This is a genomic window from Chitinophaga sp. CCNWYY40 (assembly GCF_037483205.1).
Taxonomy (GTDB): Bacteria; Bacteroidota; Bacteroidia; order Chitinophagales; family Chitinophagaceae; genus Chitinophaga; species Chitinophaga ginsengisegetis.
This window is the reverse complement of record NZ_JBBHLF010000004.1, coordinates 135,842-149,112: the sequence shown is the minus strand read 5'-3', so window position 1 is coordinate 149,112 and position 13,271 is coordinate 135,842. Positions and strand designations below refer to the sequence as shown.

10 protein-coding genes are annotated in these 13,271 nt (G+C 47.4%); 7 read left to right on the top strand and 3 right to left on the bottom strand.

The window, feature by feature from the left end:
* Positions 1-22: 22 nt before the first annotated feature.
* Positions 23-430 carry an OsmC family protein gene (locus tag V7S65_RS15510; RefSeq protein ID WP_079468973.1) on the bottom strand — a complete coding sequence of 136 codons (408 nt, stop codon included), beginning with the start codon at positions 428-430 and terminating at the stop codon, positions 23-25.
* Positions 431-596: 166 nt separating this feature from the next.
* On the opposite strand from V7S65_RS15510, the gene V7S65_RS15505 reads away from it, so the two are divergent.
* The 5 genes from V7S65_RS15505 (at position 597) to V7S65_RS15485 (ending at position 8,459) form a co-directional block, all read left to right on the top strand.
* Positions 597-1,427, top strand: a complete 831-nt coding sequence (locus V7S65_RS15505; protein ID WP_079468972.1) for a hypothetical protein — start codon at positions 597-599, stop codon at positions 1,425-1,427.
* Between the two features lie 36 nt (positions 1,428-1,463).
* A complete protein-coding gene (gene lipA / locus V7S65_RS15500) occupies positions 1,464-2,363 on the top strand; it encodes a lipoyl synthase (RefSeq protein ID WP_079468971.1) in 900 nt (299 codons plus the stop codon).
* A gap of 397 nt (positions 2,364-2,760) precedes the next feature.
* Entirely contained in the window at positions 2,761-4,095 is a 1,335-nt protein-coding gene (locus tag V7S65_RS15495) for a TolC family protein (RefSeq protein WP_336387198.1), read from the top strand.
* A gap of 27 nt (positions 4,096-4,122) precedes the next feature.
* Positions 4,123-5,247, top strand: a complete 1,125-nt coding sequence (locus V7S65_RS15490; protein ID WP_227024652.1) for an efflux RND transporter periplasmic adaptor subunit — start codon at positions 4,123-4,125, stop codon at positions 5,245-5,247.
* Between the two features lie 29 nt (positions 5,248-5,276).
* A complete protein-coding gene (locus V7S65_RS15485; RefSeq protein ID WP_336387197.1) occupies positions 5,277-8,459 on the top strand; it encodes an efflux RND transporter permease subunit in 3,183 nt (1,060 codons plus the stop codon).
* 67 nt (positions 8,460-8,526) lie between these two features.
* Here the strand turns inward: V7S65_RS15485 and V7S65_RS15480 are convergent, their stop codons facing one another.
* Complete coding sequence (locus tag V7S65_RS15480; protein ID WP_336387196.1) at positions 8,527-8,910, bottom strand: SdpI family protein; 384 nt, start codon at positions 8,908-8,910, stop codon at positions 8,527-8,529.
* Positions 8,911-9,005: 95 nt separating this feature from the next.
* Positions 9,006-11,708 (bottom strand): AsmA family protein, encoded by a 2,703-nt coding sequence (locus V7S65_RS15475; protein ID WP_336387195.1) that lies wholly within the window; start codon positions 11,706-11,708, stop codon positions 9,006-9,008.
* A 108-nt stretch (positions 11,709-11,816) separates the two neighbouring features.
* Between V7S65_RS15475 and V7S65_RS15470 the strand changes: the two genes are divergently transcribed.
* On the top strand, positions 11,817-12,422 hold the full coding sequence (locus V7S65_RS15470) for a TrmH family RNA methyltransferase (RefSeq protein WP_079468965.1): 606 nt from the start codon (positions 11,817-11,819) through the stop codon (positions 12,420-12,422).
* Positions 12,423-12,431: 9 nt separating this feature from the next.
* On the top strand, positions 12,432-13,250 hold the full coding sequence (locus tag V7S65_RS15465) for an AraC family transcriptional regulator (RefSeq protein WP_336387194.1): 819 nt from the start codon (positions 12,432-12,434) through the stop codon (positions 13,248-13,250).
* Positions 13,251-13,271 lie beyond the last annotated feature (21 nt).

Genomic DNA, 13,271 nt, shown 5'->3' with positions numbered 1-13,271 from the left:
AAACAAAATCCGCTGTAATTTCTTACCAGTTAAAAGTTACATCCTGCACAATATCCGGATGCACGCTCTTTGCCACAGGGCAGGTGAGCGCTGCCCTTTCCAGGATGGTTCTTTCCTTTTCGCCGAGGGTGTGGCCCGCAGGGAAATCGAATACGATGGTTACGCCGGTAATACGGCGGGGATCAGAACCCATTATTTTCTGAACGCTTACTTTGGTGCCTTCAATAGCCCAGTTATTGTCCAGCGCCTTGATGCCCATGATGCTGAGCATGCAGGAACCGAGGGCGGTGGCCACCAGATCAGTAGGGGAAAATCTTTCTCCCTTACCACGGTTATCAACAGGTGCATCGGTATCGATAACAGTGCCTGATTGCAGATGGGTGGCGGTTGTACGAAGTTCGCCGGTATAGATAATAGATGCTGTTTGCATGATATCTTTTTAAATGATCAATCCGTAAAATTAAATGTATTTTTATTATAAGTGTATCCCCTGGTAGTGAAGGCCCTGGTAAACTAAAAAAAAATTAGCTACGTTTGTAATATATACATAACAATACCTTTGTTCAAGCGTTTATTTATTATAATAATAGCCCACTGTGAAAAAAATATACTTAATCCTGTTTTTAGCAACAATATCCGGCGGCTTATTTGCGCAATCTACCTCACGGCAGCAGCAAAGCACGAAGAAAAGTGACAAGGAACAGCGTAAGCTGAAGAAGATCTCCATTTTCCGTGAACAGGAAGAGGGGGAGAATGTTTTTCAGCGCGACTTTTCTGCGGGCGCCCGGCTGAATACCGACGGATGGTCTGGTTTTGCGGAACTGGGATACCGGAAAACGAGGAAAAAGGTGAATTATTTCCAGTTTGAGTTTGGAGAGAAGAAAAGTAACAAGGAAGTAAAGATCAACAGCGGTTACGCATTTACCCAACGGCCTTTTATATACGGCAAACAGAATAATTTCTACCAGGCTAAGCTGGGTGTGGGCCAACGGTACCTGATCGGCGGCAAAGCCAATAAAAACGGGGTAGAAGTAGACGCCATCTATTACGGCGGCTTATCCCTGGGGCTGGTGAAACCTTACTACCTGAATGTGCAGGATGAAAACGGTGAGAATGTGGATATCAAATACACCCCGGAAACTGCAGACCTATTCCTGCATAAGGAACAGATTAATGGCGCCGGCGGTTTTGGAAAGGGCTGGAGCAATCTCAGCGTGGTACCGGGTTTACATGCCAAATTGGGCATGCGGTTCGACTGGGCCCACTTTAACGAGGTGGTGAGCGCCCTGGAAATAGGAGTAAACGGTGAATACTACACCAAAAAGATCCCTATTATGGTGGCAGTAGATGGCGTTGACCCAAATAAACAGTTCTTTTTTAATGCATATGTCAGCATCCAATTCGGGAAGCGCTGGAATAAGAGATAAGTATTAACTTTGCTCTTCTAAAGAAAGGAATAAGCGATGCAAGAACTACCCGTAATAGCCGCCGAACCGGCTACAACAAGAGTAAAAAAGCCAGACTGGCTGCGCGTTAAATTACCCATAGGCGAGAACTATAAACAGGTTAGAAACCTGGTAGATACCCATAAATTACATACGATCTGCGAAAGTGGTAACTGTCCCAATATGGGCGAGTGCTGGGGAGCCGGTACCGCCACTTTCATGATCCTGGGAAATATCTGTACCCGTAGCTGCGGTTTTTGTGCCGTAGCCACCGGCCGTCCGGAAGCAGTGGACTTTGATGAACCACAGCGCGTGGCAGAAGCCATTTACCTGATGAAAGTAAAACATGCCGTTATCACCTCTGTAGACAGGGATGAACTGAAAGACGGCGGTTCCATCATCTGGGCCAATACCATCAATGCCGTAAGGGCATTGAACCCGGAAACAACAATGGAAACCCTGATCCCGGATTTCCGTGGTCAGTGGGAAAACCTCCAGCGTATCATTGATGTGGCGCCTGAAATTGTATCACATAACCTGGAAACGGTAGAACGTTTAACCAAACAGGTGAGGATACAGGCCAAATATCACCGCAGCCTGGAAGTGATCCGTCGCCTGAAAGAAGGTGGCATGCGCACCAAGAGCGGTATCATGCTTGGTTTGGGTGAAACAAAAGAAGAAGTGGTACAGGCCATGCAGGATTTGTACGACAACGGTTGTGATGTGGTAACGCTGGGTCAGTATCTCCAGCCAACACCCAAACATTTGCCTGTTGCCCGCTTCGTTCATCCTGATGAATTTGCAGAATTACGCGAGATAGGTTACAACATGGGACTCGACTACGTAGAGTCAGGACCGTTAGTAAGATCCTCCTATCATGCGGAAAAACATATTGTCAGCGGTCGTAATAAAGGATGACCGGAACTGATTTTCACTTATTTGTTAAAATCCACCCAAAGGGTGGATTTTTGTTTTCATAACGTTATCTTAGCGCCCGAATTCGTTTTACCTAAGCAACAGAATCATTTGTTGTTCACCTACTTCGCTGTTATACGTTGTATTCAGATACCTGGAACCATCCTTGAAACCGTGCAGATAAAGTTTCAGAAGATTTTTGAATTCGCAACTCTCTTATCAACCTACCTGTTTGCTGTAACTATTACAGCCTGACATGTTTTTGCGGCAATTAAAAATGTTGTAATGCGCACAGCGTTGCAACAAATACGGGATGATAATGCTATGCCATTAAAGAAGCAATGCATACATTATTTTCTTTCGATTGGTACAATGATGAACTGAATGTCAAAAGCCTTTTATGAAAAGAGCATTTTATTTGTTAGCTGTGGCGTGCGGATTATTTATATCCCCGCAGGTATTTGCACAGCAATCTACGGACTCTCTGTTAACCAGCGCTACCCTGCAGGAATGTGTACGGTATGCCCTTTCCCACCAGCCGGTCATCAGGCAATCGCGCATCGATGAAGCGATTACCGACAGAACAGTGAAAAGTAAGCTGGCCGACTGGTATCCACAGATCAACCTGGATTATAATATCCAGCATTACCTGGAACTGCCTACCTCTGTTTTTGGTGGTAACCCTACTAAAGTAGGTGTGTCCAATACTTCTACCGCGCAGTTCGGGCTGAATCAGAACCTCTTTACCCGCGACCTCTTACTGGCCACTAATACGGCAAGGGATGTACGAAAACAAAGCCGGCAAACCACTGCACGCAACCAGATAGACCTGGTGGCAGATGTGAGCAAGGCTTATTATGATGTACTCCTCACCACAGAACAGATCAAGGTATTGAACGAAGACATTACCCGCCTGGAACGCAGCCTGAAAGATGCGAATAATCAATACGCCAGCGGCATCGTGGACAAAACAGACGCCAAGCGCGCTACCATTTCGCTGAACAATGCCCGCGCACAACAGAAGGCGGCACGCGAACTGCTCACTTCCAAACAGGCATACCTGAAGGAACTGATGGGATATCCGCTGAACAGCGGCGATGTGCCGTTAACGCAGGACTCTTCTGCCGTAGCCGCTGAAGTAACCGGCGCAGATACACTGCTGACAGCCGACTACAAAAACCGCATCGAATACCAGTTACTTGAAACGCAACAAAGTTTGCTGCAGGCTAACCTGAAGTATAATAAATGGAGTTACCTGCCCACCGTATCTGCTTTTGTTAACTACTCTTTTGCTTATCAGAACGAGCAGTTTGGTAAACTATACAGCGAAAATTTTCCTAACTCTTTACTGGGATTAAAATTATCCTTACCCATTTTCCAGGGAGGAAAAAGAGTACATAACATCCGCATGGCCGAACTCCAGATCCAGCGTACACAGTGGGATTTCGCGGCTTTAAGAAGCCAGATCAATTCACAGTATGCGCAGGCGATGGCTACGTATAAAAGTAACTACAACGACTATCTCACGTTGAAAGAGAATGTACAGATGGCACAGGATGTATACGATATGTTGCAATTGCAGTATAAGGAAGGAATCAAAACTTATCTCGATGTACTGGTGTCTGAAACAGAACTGCGCTCTGCGCAACTGAATTTTTATAATTCCATGTACCAGGTGCTGTCCAGCCGGATAGACCTGCAAAAAGCATTAGGAACCTTAACAGCTAATTATTAAATGGTAACCGGAACGGATATGAAAAAAATGAACAACATTGTCTTAATCAGCGCTGCCAGTATCCTGGGCTTTACTGCCTGTAAAGGTCCTGCCCAGAAAGGAGTGCCTGCTATGCCCCCTACACCGGTAAATATTACGGAGGCATCCGTAGCACCGGCCGTTTATTATGATAAATATCCCGCCACGGTAGTAGCGTTGAACCAGGTGGAACTGCGTTCCCAGGTGTCAGGGTTTATTACCGGGATCTTTTTTAAGGAAGGCGAAGTGGTGCAGAAAGGAAAGACCCTGTATGAAATAGACCGCCGTAAATATGAAGCGGCTTATCTGCAGGCGCAGGCGAATGTGGCCAGTGCAAGAGCAAGTTTCGACAGGGCAAAAAAAGATGACGACCGTTACCAGCGGCTGGCCGACCAGGACGCGGTAGCCCGTCAGATCCTGGATAACGCGAAAGCAACCCTGGAAACTTCCCGCAGCCAGCTGGCCGCAGCAGAAGCCAATCTCGCAGCGGTTCGTACTGACCTGGATTATTCCCTGATCAAAGCGCCGTTTACCGGACGTATTGGTATTTCACAGGTAAAGCTGGGTGCACAGGTGAGCCCTGGTACCACGTTGCTGAATACCATCTCCAGCGAAAATCCCATAGGTGTTGATTTCGTGGTAACAGAAAATGATATCTCCCGTTTTGCTGCGATGCAGGGCGGTAAAGCCAGCGACTCTACTTTCCGTTTGCAGTTGTCTGACGGTACAGAATTCGTTCATGCCGGTAAAATCCTCGCGATCGACCGCGGTGTGGATAACCAGACCGGTACCATCCGCGTGCGTATCGAATTCAATAATCCGGACGACCGGCTGAAAGATGGTATGAGCTGCGTATTGCGCGTACTGAATGAACAATCCGGCGAAAGACTGATCATCCCTTATAAAGCGATCACAGAGCAGATGGGTGAATACTTTGTATTCATCGCAAAAGATTCTGTGGCAGCGCAGCAGAAAGTACATCTCGGCCCAAAAATCGGCGACAGGATCGTGATCATGGATGGTGTTCAGGCCGGCGACAAAGTGATTACAGAAGGCTTCCAGCGCTTGCGTGATGGCGGCAAAATACAGATAGGAATACCAGCCGCTCCAACAGGCGCGCCTGCGAAGAAATAGTTTATCAGTAGAATCAACAGCAGAAGATCATGATTGCAGATACTTTTATAAAACGACCCGTAACGGCTATAGTAATATCTATAGTACTGGTACTGGTGGGGATATTGGCGATGATGAACCTGGCCATTGGCCAGTATCCGGAAATTTCGCCGCCCACTGTACAGGTAACAGGTACCTATACCGGTGCGGATGCACAAACGGTAGAACAAACCGTTGCCACACCCGTGGAAGTGCAGGTGAATGGTACGCCGGGCATGACCTATATCAACACCAATAACACCAGCAGTGGTCAGATGAGTATGACGGTGAACTTTGAAGTAGGTACCGACATCAACATTGCCGCACTGGATGTGCAGAACCGTGTGGGTATTGCGCAACCTACCTTGCCGCAGGAAGTACAGCGTTTGGGCTTAACCGTTAGAAAACGTAATCCCAGCATTCTCATGCTGGTGGCCTTGTACTCACCCAAAGGCACACACGATATTACCTTCCTCGATAACTACACCAACGTATACGTAAAGGATGCATTGCTGCGCGCGAAAGGGGTGGGTGATATCTTTACCCGTGCAGATGATTTCAGTATGCGTATCTGGCTGAAGCCCGATAAACTCGCGGAAATGGGCGTAACTGCCGATGATGTCCGCGCAGCGCTGGCAGAACAGAATGCGCAGATCACCGCAGGTTCCGTAGGTGCGCCTCCGCAACAAACCGGGCAAACATTTGAATATAACATCTTCACCAAAGGACGTTTATCTTCTCCGGAAGAATTCGGACAGATAGTGGTGAAAACGCGTCCGTCCGATGGATCACTGGTGTACTTAAAAGATGTGGCCCGCGTACAGCTGGGTAAATTCAACTATGCAGGTAATAACTTTGTGGATGGCAAACGTGCCGCTTACCTGCTGGTATACCAGGCGCCAGGCAGCAATGCCCTTGAAACCGCCGCCAATGTAACTGCCGCGATGGAAGAGCTGAAGAAGCAATTCCCGCAGGATGTGGACTATGTAGTGCCGTTTGAATCCGTATCTGTAGTAAAAGTATCCATTGAAGAGGTGGTACACACCCTCGTGGAAGCATTGATACTGGTAGTGATCGTGGTATTCCTGTTCCTGCAGAGCTGGCGCGCCACACTTATTCCGGTGCTGGCTATCCCGGTATCCATTATCGCTACATTTATTTTCTTTATCCCGCTTGGATTTACCATCAACACCCTCACCTTGTTCGGTTTCGTACTGGCCATTGGTATTGTGGTGGATGATGCCATCGTGGTGGTAGAGGCCGTGCAGCATAATATAGATCATGAGAAGATGTCGCCGAGAGATGCTACCGCATTGGCCATGAAAGAAATATCCGGGCCGGTAATTGCGATTGCACTTATCCTCGCGGCGGTGTTTGTACCGGTAGGGTTTATACCAGGTATCGTAGGCCGCCTGTATCAGCAGTTTGCCATCACCATTGCTATCTCTGTAATGATCTCTGCTTTTGTGGCATTGTCGTTAACACCGGCGTTGTGTATCCTGTTGCTGAAACCGATGCACCTGGACAAAGATTCAAAAGGGCTCAACAGGTTCTTCTTTAAATTCAACCGCTGGTTTGGACATACTACTTCCCGTTATTCAATAGGAGTTAAAAAGAGTATCCGTCTGTTCCGTCTTGTGATAGTGATCCTGGTGTGTATTTTCGTTGGTACGATGATGTTATTCAAGGCGAAACCTACCGGGTTTATTCCTACGGAAGATGAAGGCCGTTTGATCATCACTTTCGATTTGCCGGAATCATCTTCTACTGAACGTACCGTGGATGTAATGACGCATATGATGAAAGACCTGGAAAGTATACCGGGTATTGCCCACTATGCGGCGCTGGGAGGATTGAATGCGGTGAGCTTTGCCACCAAATCCAACAGTGGCACCATCTTCTGTTCACTGGAGCCGTGGAAAAACCGTGAGGCCGATTCCCTGCAAATTACCAACATGGTAGCCAAAGTGAAGAAAACACTCAGTAAATATAAGGAAGCCAACACGGTGGTGATACAACCGCCGGCTATTCCGGGTCTTGGACAAACCGCCGGTTTCTCCTTTGTATTACAGCAAAAGGGTGCAGGTGAAATCAAGGCGTTTGAAGGCGTGTTACAGAACTTCCTGGCCGCCGCCAACAAGCGTCCTGAAATAGCGATGGCATTCTCCTTCTTTACGGCACGCACCCCTGGTTACCAGCTGGACATAGACCGTGAGAAAGCGAAGAAAATGGGTATCAGGATCTCTGATATTGCTACGGCATTGCAAACCTATATGGGTAGTGCGTATATCAACGACTTCACCATTTACGGCCGTAACTTCCGCGTGGTAACGCAGGCAGATTCTACCTACCGGGGAGATATCAAAAACCTGAGCCAGTTATTTGTACGCAATACAGCGGGTTCTATGGTGCCATTGAGTGCGCTCACTTCTTATAAAGTGATAGAAACGGCGCCGGTAATTTCCCACTATAACCTGTTCCGTTCTGCGGAAGTAAATGGTAACCCTGCACCGGGTTACAGCAGTGGTGATGCTATCCAGGCATTAAAAGAAGTAGCAGCAGAAACGTTGCCGGATGGATATGGTTATGAGTTCTCCGGTTTGAGCCGCGAGGAAATCCTGTCCGGTTCCAAAACGGTATACATCTTTGCGCTGTCTATCATCTTTGTGTTCCTGTTCCTGGCAGCTTTGTACGAGAGCTGGTCCGTACCATTCTCCGTACTCCTGGCAGTGCCTATTGGCGCCTTTGGGGCCATTACGGTGCTTACCTTCCTGCCTAAACTGAGCAACAACGTTTATGCACAGATCGGTTTGATTACCCTGATCGGTTTGTCGGCTAAGAATGCGATCCTGATTGTGGAGTTTGCGAAAGAACGTGTGGATAAAGGAATGGACCTGGTAACGGCAGCGGTGGAAGCAGCCAAGCTGCGGTTACGCCCTATTATCATGACTTCCCTGGCCTTCCTGCTGGGTATCCTGCCGTTGGTATTTTCGTCCGGCGCAGGTGCGGAAGCGCGTAAAACAATGGGCTGGACCGTATTGGGTGGTATGTTCACCGCCACGTTCCTGGCCATCTTTATAGTGCCGGTGCTGTACGTGGTGATTACCCGTTTGGCTTATGGTAAAGAGAAACTCCGTAAGATGAAAGAAAATTATCAGTCCGTACCAGAGCACGATGTGCAGGGCAGACTGTAAGAAAAAGAGAAGGGTTTATAATTGTACATACACGAAGAGGCGTTGCGCAAGCAGCGCCTTCTTTGTTTTATTCCGGAAGGATCCGCTTACCGTCTTTATCGAAATGACGGGTTAATTCCCACTCCGTATCTCCCACCAGGTACATGGTACCTGCTACTACGACGCCCACGGTGATATACCAGAACCAATCGGACTGGCTTTGAAAAAGGAGTGCGCATGCAACGCCGGTAACTACCAGTATCACGCCTACACGCCGCGAAATATAAGCGGCATATTCATTGGCGGAACGCCACATTTCAGGAGTTTTGGTAGACAATACGCTGCGGTAACCATACCAGGATTTGGTGCTTTTGGGAGGGAAACGGTGTATGAAATAACCCATGAGATAGAAGACGATGCCCGCAAAAATAGCCGCATTACAATAAGTGGAATGTAGAAAGCGTAACCACATGGTCCGGGGGTTTGGTTACCATAAGTTACGAAAAAAGAAGGACTCCTGTATATTTTATAGGGGGAAGGCTTAGGGAACGCCTTCCCCCTATATAGTTAATGCTTTGTAGTATCCGCTGCCGGTTTCTTCTTTCCAAACAATCCGTTCAGGGTATTCTTCACGGATTCGCCGGCTTGTTTACCCACATTGTCCAGTGGTTTGCCGGTGGCTGGTTTGGTTGAGTCTTTCTTTCCGCTGAGTTGATTTTTCAGTTGATCTTTCAGGGAGTTGACAGCGGTATTTTTGATCTGGTTAAGACTGTCCTTTACCGTATTTTTTACGGTGTCAATTTTGTTCTTTACCAGTTCTGTTGCCTGTGATTTGAGGTTGTTGGCCGTTTCACGCAGGTCTGTTTTCACGCTGGGTTTGAGGATGTTTCCGGCCATCAGTACCTGCAGGTGAACACTGTCGCCCAGGTTAATGGGGATACCTTTGCTTTGTGCCTGCGATGCCAGGTTGTTCACCAGCGTGTTGCCTGCGGCGCCCATCATGCTGCGTGGCAGGGCCAGTTGCAGCGTGTAATCGAGCGACTGGTCAAAGCCGTGGGAACCGGCAATATCCATTCGTATACCGGCCACCGTTACTTTGAACGGGTTTACTTTTACGCGTCCGTTTTCAAAAGAGAAATAGTTTTTGATGTCACGCAGCGAGAGATCTTTCAGCTGTGTTACATTCAGGGTGTTGGCGAGCTGGTCAACCGGGGCAAACTGTTTCAGGAATCCTTGTACAAGCAGCAGGTTGCCATCTCCGGTAAGTGTACTCAGGTCGGGCGACATATCTTTTCCCAGTTTACCGTGCATGGTTAACTGCGAGGTGATTTTACCGGAAAGGAATTTACCGATCGGCATTAATTTCTGTACCGTGTTGAAGGTGTTGAATGTTTGTTGCACATCCAGGTTTTGCACATCATAGGCCAGGTTGATATCCGGGTTTATTTTGCTGGCTTTGGTGCTGTAGCTGCCGTTGATTTCCATAGTACCCTGCAGGGCATTGGCTTTCAGCTGTTGCATGGTCACTGTTTCATCTTTCACCAGCAGCTTGCCGGATACATTGGTAAGATCGGCTTTATCGTAGTGGATTTTATTCACATTGGCCTGAAGTCCTAAGTTCAGGTTGGCCGGTACTGCAAACGGTGTAGCAGCGGCAGAATCTTTTTTGGCAGTGGCCGGATCGGCAGAGGTGGCACTGGTGGTGCCCATCCATTTATCGAGGTTTATTTCATCTGCTTTAAAATTCATTTGCCCGTCCAGCGGTTCGTTTTTAAACGTATAGGCGAGCAGGTTATTCACTTCCCCGTTAGCTTCAAAGTTAGTACCCAGGTATTGTCCGTTGAGGTCTTTTACCGTTACGTTTTTGGGATTGAACTGTAAGAAGAGATTATTCACTTTTACACCATCGGGATAATCTTTACTTTTATAGAGCATATTGCTCAGTTGCAGTGTGCCGGCGGCATAGAAGCGATCGTACTGTTGTTTTTCGATGGCGCTCATGTTGCCTTTGGCGCTGATATCGGCATCCAGCAACCCGGATAAATTGGTGCCTGCTTCGAGTTTTACGAACTGGGTGATTTTAGAAAGATCCAGTTTGCCTTTGGCGGCTGCATCTACATATAAATCAGATACCGGTGTTTTAACGAGCATACGCAGGTCCAGCGGTGTGTTATCCATTTCCAGGTGGCCGGTGGGCATGTCTATCACGGTATGATCCGGTACGCCATCGGGGTTGCTGATCTTCATGGCAATCTGGATATTTTTTACCGGTTTTGGAAGATCAGGATATTGGAAGAAGCCATCTTTTACGGCGAGATCCAGTCCAAATGCGGGCATTTGCACAGGTGAATAGTTGCCTTTTACGAACCCGCCAAAAGCAGCGGTACCACTGGTTTTTATCTTGTCAAAATCTGTTTTATATACCGCAGGTATTAAAGACAACAGGTCTTTAAAATTGGTGGAAGGAGCTTTGAAGCTCATATCCATACCATAGGTAGAATCATTTACCAGTTTGAAGAAGCCTTGCAGCGCCAGTTCCAGGTTGTTGAGCGATGCTTTACCATCTTTAAACGTATAGGTGTTGGTGTTATTATCTACCTGGATACCTGCATCCAGCGTGGTTTTTACCTGCGATAAGTAAGGAACGAGGCCATAGCGGAAGGTAATGCCGCCGGCGGTGGTACTGGTTTGCAGGAGAAACTGATCCTGTGTAAAATCGCCTTTACCCTGGTGGTTCAGGCCAGTAACCAGTAATTCCATGTTGCCCTGGCGATCGTCGTAACTCACCCAGCCATCTTCAATTTTATATTGCTGTAAACTAAGCGCGAAGCTGCTTTTGCCGGTGTCGGCAGGATTTACGGCAGCGGTATCCGGTTTCATGATATCCCAGTTAACAGCGCCGTCTTTATTTACAATAGCGTGTATGCGTGGCTGTAAGAGTGCAATGTTGTAGATATCCATCTTATCTCCCTTTATCACACTCATGAGATTAAGGGCTACATCTATCTGTTTTACAGCGAGAAGGGTGTCGGCGGCAAATTCACCGGTGCCGGTCACCTGTAAGTCTTCCAGGCCAACAGCCAGCCGTGGGAAGTGGCGGAATAAGCTGATATCCACATCTTTAAAATCCACTTTGGCGTTGAGCTGTTTATTCAGCTCTGTTTTTACTTTCGCTATTATCTTGTCTTTAAAGAAATAGGGGATGGCAATAGCGGCCAGTATCAAGACCACCATTGTGATACCCACAATTTTCAGGATCTTTTTGAGCATAGGTTTTTTATATTTTGGGAGTGAAGATAAGCATAATGTGTAAACGAGGAAATGCGGGTGCAGGACCATCTCTGCACTATTTCGTATTTTTGCGTTAATATTCAGCGTATGACACCGGAAAGAAGAGAAAAATTATTAGCTGTACTGGGCAGGCGGCAGGCAAATTTAACCGTAGTGCTGGAGGATGTACAGGACCCTCATAATGTGTCGGCGGTGATGCGTACATGCGATGCCGTAGGGATACAGGATATTTATATCATCACATCAAAAGCGCCGCGGATAAAGAACTGGGGCCACAGAAGCAGCAGCAGTGCCAAACAATGGCTCACAATACATGATTTTGATAATGCAGCAGATTGCTTTGCCGCATTACGCAGTAAGTATGATAAGATATTAACCACACATCTGGCCGCGGATGCGGTGAGTCTTTACGATATTGACTTCAGTGGCTCTGTGGCATTGGTATTTGGTAATGAGCAGAACGGTGTGAGCGATGCCGCCAGGGCAATGGCAGATGGTAATTTTATTATTCCGCAGATGGGTATTATCCGTTCGTTAAATATTTCGGTAGCCTGCGCGGTGAGTATTTATGAGGCCATGCGCCAGAAAACCATTGCAGGGCATTACAACACACAGGGATTGCCGGAAGAACAGTATCAGACGCTATTGACTGAATGGGGATTCAAAGCTGAAGATCTGGAAGAAGAAAATTAAACGTTTCATATGGCATTTGCAGGTACACATTTCGAAGTTTCGCCGCCATTGTCGGACATTGTGAAGCACTTTTACGTGATGCAATCCGGCGGGGATTTCGTTGCCACCACTGCGCACCTGTCGCCCAATTATGAAATGATGCTGCTGTTCAATTTTGGTGCTCCTGTGCGGTTCTCTTTTGCCGCAGATCCGCTAGGCAGTATGCAGATAGATAAAGTGGCTGTTTTAGGACCGTTAAGGAAGATGTTGAACTACGAGTTGCTGCCGGAAACGGATCTGTTGGCCGTGGTGTTTAACCTGGATGGTTTTTACCGGCTGTTCCAGGTACCGGCAGATGCCCTTAATGCCGAACAGTTACATCAGCTGGATGATTTGTGGGAAGTATTGAAAAGAACACCTTCTTCAGCAGAAAGGGTAGACCTGCTAAAGGATTATATCTCCACGGCTACACATGCAGCAGAGGAAGGAGCATTGCCGCTGCTCAACGGGGCTGATTATTTTAATGATCCGTTTATCCAGCCGGCCAAAGCCATAGCGGCGGATGCAGACCTGTCTGAACGTACCGTGCAGCTGCGGTTTAAAAAATATGTAGGCTATTCTCCCAAAGAAATGCTGCGGTTTCTGCGCTTCAAGCAGGTGATTAACAATATAGAGCATAATGCTGCGGATACGATCGACTGGTTTGATCTGATCCATGATTTCGGGTATCACGACCAGAGTCATCTGATCAAGGATTTTCAGCATTACCTGGGAACTTCACCGGAGACGTTTATTAAGCAGATTGCCCGGAAAGAGTTTTGTACAACGAAGCCGGGAAGACGTTATTAATACAAAAAAAATCCCTGGCCA

Excerpts from the sequence above, each read along its gene's own strand:
- V7S65_RS15475 (WP_336387195.1), bottom strand. The coding sequence starts at position 11,708 with ATGCTCAAAAAGATCCTGAAAATTGTGGGTATCACAATGGTGGTCTTG.
- V7S65_RS15465 (WP_336387194.1), top strand. The coding sequence starts at position 12,432 with ATGGCATTTGCAGGTACACATTTCGAAGTTTCGCCGCCATTGTCGGAC.
- V7S65_RS15510 (WP_079468973.1), bottom strand. The coding sequence starts at position 430 with ATGCAAACAGCATCTATTATCTATACCGGCGAACTTCGTACAACCGCC.
- V7S65_RS15480 (WP_336387196.1), bottom strand. The coding sequence starts at position 8,910 with ATGTGGTTACGCTTTCTACATTCCACTTATTGTAATGCGGCTATTTTT.
- V7S65_RS15485 (WP_336387197.1), top strand. The coding sequence starts at position 5,277 with ATGATTGCAGATACTTTTATAAAACGACCCGTAACGGCTATAGTAATA.
- V7S65_RS15495 (WP_336387198.1), top strand. The coding sequence starts at position 2,761 with ATGAAAAGAGCATTTTATTTGTTAGCTGTGGCGTGCGGATTATTTATA.
- lipA (WP_079468971.1), top strand. The coding sequence starts at position 1,464 with ATGCAAGAACTACCCGTAATAGCCGCCGAACCGGCTACAACAAGAGTA.
- V7S65_RS15470 (WP_079468965.1), top strand. The coding sequence starts at position 11,817 with ATGACACCGGAAAGAAGAGAAAAATTATTAGCTGTACTGGGCAGGCGG.
- V7S65_RS15490 (WP_227024652.1), top strand. The coding sequence starts at position 4,123 with ATGAACAACATTGTCTTAATCAGCGCTGCCAGTATCCTGGGCTTTACT.